At 32.1% G+C, this 3,255-nt stretch carries 4 protein-coding genes; all 4 read left to right on the top strand.

All coding sequences use genetic code 11. The features are described from left to right. The coding region (locus tag VK071_08670) for a hypothetical protein (protein HLR35381.1) at window positions 1–771 on the top strand (771 nt) is incomplete at its 5' end. A gap of 244 nt (window positions 772–1,015) precedes the next feature. Further along, window positions 1,016–1,489, top strand: coding sequence for a DUF1097 domain-containing protein (locus VK071_08665; protein HLR35380.1), 474 nt, complete (start codon window positions 1,016–1,018; stop codon window positions 1,487–1,489). A gap of 239 nt (window positions 1,490–1,728) precedes the next feature. Beyond that, a complete protein-coding gene (locus VK071_08660; GenBank protein HLR35379.1) occupies window positions 1,729–2,958 on the top strand; it encodes an FAD-dependent oxidoreductase in 1,230 nt (409 codons plus the stop codon). Window position 2,959: 1 nt separating this feature from the next. After that, a partial coding sequence (locus VK071_08655; protein ID HLR35378.1) for a hypothetical protein occupies window positions 2,960–3,255 on the top strand: 296 nt, incomplete at its 3' end.

The raw sequence follows: 3,255 nt of genomic DNA, 5'->3' as shown, positions 1-3,255 counted from the left end.
ATGATAAAGGCTCTACCAGATCCTACAGGGTGGCAAGAATTAAAAACAGATGTTGAGGCAGAAGAGTTATTTATTTTATTATTTAAAGATGCCAGTGACCAGTTAAGACTAGTTATGCAATACTATGAATTTAAGTGGGATGATGGCAGATTTGAAATAGATGAACATACATGGCTAAAATATGTAGGAGCTTATAGAAATATAACATTTAAAGAGGGAGAGCCACCAGAAGATGAACCTGTAATCCCTCTGATTGGAAAAACCAAACTATCTGGAAGTCAGGTAATAGATGCTAATCATATTTTAAGTTTAATAGGTACTCAGGTTAAATCTGACAAAGGAATTCAAACTGTAGATAGAGAAACTCTAAGAATAATACATGAAGAAATTCAGGAGTTAAGTGATATGGGTGAAGATGAACAAGCAAAACTATTAAAAGAATTTGTAGAAACAGAATTAGTGCCTGGTAATTTATCAAGTAATTTAAGTTTTGATGAATTATTTAATAATTGGAAACAAGCAAAAATAGAAAAGGAAATAAAAAAATTTGCAGAAGACTGGGGTATAGATGAATCATTGTTATCTAAGTCGGTGGAACATTTTTCTATAGTTCAGGAAGATACTATACCTTATATTGCAGAGTTGTCAGAAAGTGTTGATTTTAATAAGGCTACAAAACAGGAAGCAAAGAGTCAATTAGAACATACAATGATTCTGCTAAATGAAGTTTTACCTAAATGGTTTGTAGAAATTAAACAGAAATATAATTGAATGATTTTGAAGAAAAAACGAAAATGATACTGTATATACAGTATCATTTTCGTTTTTTTAGAACAGCATAAATTGGGGTGTGCAAAGATTATAAACATTAGTTTTATTCAGCTTGTAAGACTTTTATCTATTGCATCTAAACATGCATGCAAAAATATTCAAATAGAAAAAGGGTATTGACAGATATATAACAATTTAGTAATCTATATATGTATTAACAATTGAATATGGAAAGGAGGATGAAATGACAGAATTAATGTCATTAAGTGTAGTAACTGGTATACTATGCGGACTATGGTCCCAATTTGCTCCAATGCTAGGGCTTGTTACTTGGGTTGGATTTGCAGGTTGTACTACCTATTTTGCCTCAGGAAAACATGGAATGGAAGGTTTTTTAGTAGCAGTAAGACAAAATCTATTTGGTGTACTGTGTGGTATGATTATAATAATATTATCTACCAGATTTCCATTCTCCTTTGACCAAATACTCTATAGTGGTTTCCTTACATTTGTTATGTGTATATTTGGTAGATATAAAAGTTTATCATTTATACCGGGGACATTTATAGGTTGTTTTTCAACTTTTGCCATGAATGGACAATGGCAGATATTGGTCATAACACTAGTGGTAGGTGCTTTTCTAGGTACTGCATGTGATTTAGGAGGAAAAGCATTTTATAATTTAACTAGGAAGAAGGAATTAAGAGTAAAGGTTTAAATTAAACAAGACTATAATATTATATTAAGAAGTTTAAAATTAAATATCAAAGTAATATTATAAAAAATACAATAAAAAAAATATATTATATTTATAATGTATTCTATACCGTGATATAGCATTGTATTTTATTCTATAATTTTTGTAAGACAAAATTAATGAGTAAATAAGCTATTGTCGGCATAGATTTTTTTATGCCCATTAGTTTGACTTTTAACAAACAATAGGAGGAGAATTATATGACTAAAGTACTTAATGTGGCTTATGGAGAAAAAAAGGAAGAAGCTTATAATATTAGGACTGCCATGGAAGAGGCTTCGCGCTGCTTACTTTGCTATGATGCGCCTTGTAGCGAGTCATGTCCAGCAAAGACAGATCCTGGTAAGTTTATTAGATCAATTAGATTTAGAAACTTTAAAGGAGCAGCAGAAACCATAAGAGTGAACAACCCCTTTGGTGGTAGTTGTAGCTTAATTTGTCCACATGCTAAATTATGTGAAGAAGCTTGTAGTAGAACAGGAATAGATGAACCTATAAATATAGGTAAATTACAAGAATTTGCTGTTGAGCAAGAAAAAATTCACAATATGAAAGTTTACAAAAGACCAGAAAAAACAAATGGGAAAAAAATTGCCTGTATAGGTTCCGGACCAGCTTCATTAACCTGTGCCAGTGTACTTGCTAGAGAAGGATATGAGGTAGATGTATTTGAAGCAGAGGAAAGACCGGGTGGAATACTTACATACGGTATTAACCCTTCAAGACTAGAACAAGAAATCGTAGATTATGATATAGGTTTAATTGAAGAATTAGGAGTAAATATAGTCTGTAATAAAAGAATTTCAATGGATGAATTAGAAGAATTAAAAGAGTATTATGATGCAATTCATGTAGGTGTGGGCCTTACAGAATCAAAAATAATTGAAGGGGACAAGCTTGATACTAATTTACAAGGAGTAGAAACCGCCCTTAAATTCTTAAAAGAAGCTAGAATTGGAAAATTAAAATCCCTTAAGGGTGAAAATGTAATCATCATTGGTGGGGGAGATGTTGCCATGGACTGTGCATTAACTGCCCACCAATTAGGAGGAAATACTAAAATAGTCTATAGAAGAAGTATTGAAGAAGCACCGGCAAATATTGAAGAATTAAACATGGTACAAGCCATGGGAATTCCAATAATTACTGAATTTGCACCAGCTGAAACCCTTGGGAATGGAAACAAATTAGACTCTGTAAAGTTTGATTCCAGGGATAAGGTATCAAAACTAGAATTAAAAACTTCAAGACTAATTTTTGCAATTGGTCAAAAAAGAGCTAAGGACTTTGAAGACTTTGTAGAATTAGAAGGGGTATTCTCATCAGGAGATATAAAGAATGAGGGTGACACTGTGGTTCAGGCAGTAGCTGAAGGTAAAGAAGTGGCATTTAAAATGATAGAATACATCAATGCAAAGGAGGAGAAGTAATATGAATTTAAAAAAGGATTTATCAATGGACTTTTTAGGTGTAAAATGTGAGAATCCCTTTTTCTTATCATCTTCACCTGTGTGTAGTAATTATGATATGATTGCAAAGGCTTTTGACACTGGTTGGGCAGGTGTATTTTATAAAACAATAGGTATATTTTTGCCAAATGAATGCTCACCTAGATTCGATATAGGGAGAAAAGAAGGTACCCCATGGACCGGATTTAAAAACATGGAACAAATTTCTGATAAACCCTTGGAGACAAATTTAGAATATATAAGAAGACTAAAAAAGGA

The organism is Tissierellales bacterium (assembly GCA_035301805.1).
Classification (GTDB): domain Bacteria; phylum Bacillota; class Clostridia; order Tissierellales; family DATGTQ01; genus DATGTQ01.
This window is presented reverse-complemented; position numbering and strand designations above follow the sequence as displayed.

Coding starts and splice junctions, on each gene's coding strand:
- VK071_08665 (HLR35380.1), top strand. CDS start 1,016: ATGACAGAATTAATGTCATTAAGTGTAGTAACTGGTATACTATGCGGA.
- VK071_08660 (HLR35379.1), top strand. CDS start 1,729: ATGACTAAAGTACTTAATGTGGCTTATGGAGAAAAAAAGGAAGAAGCT.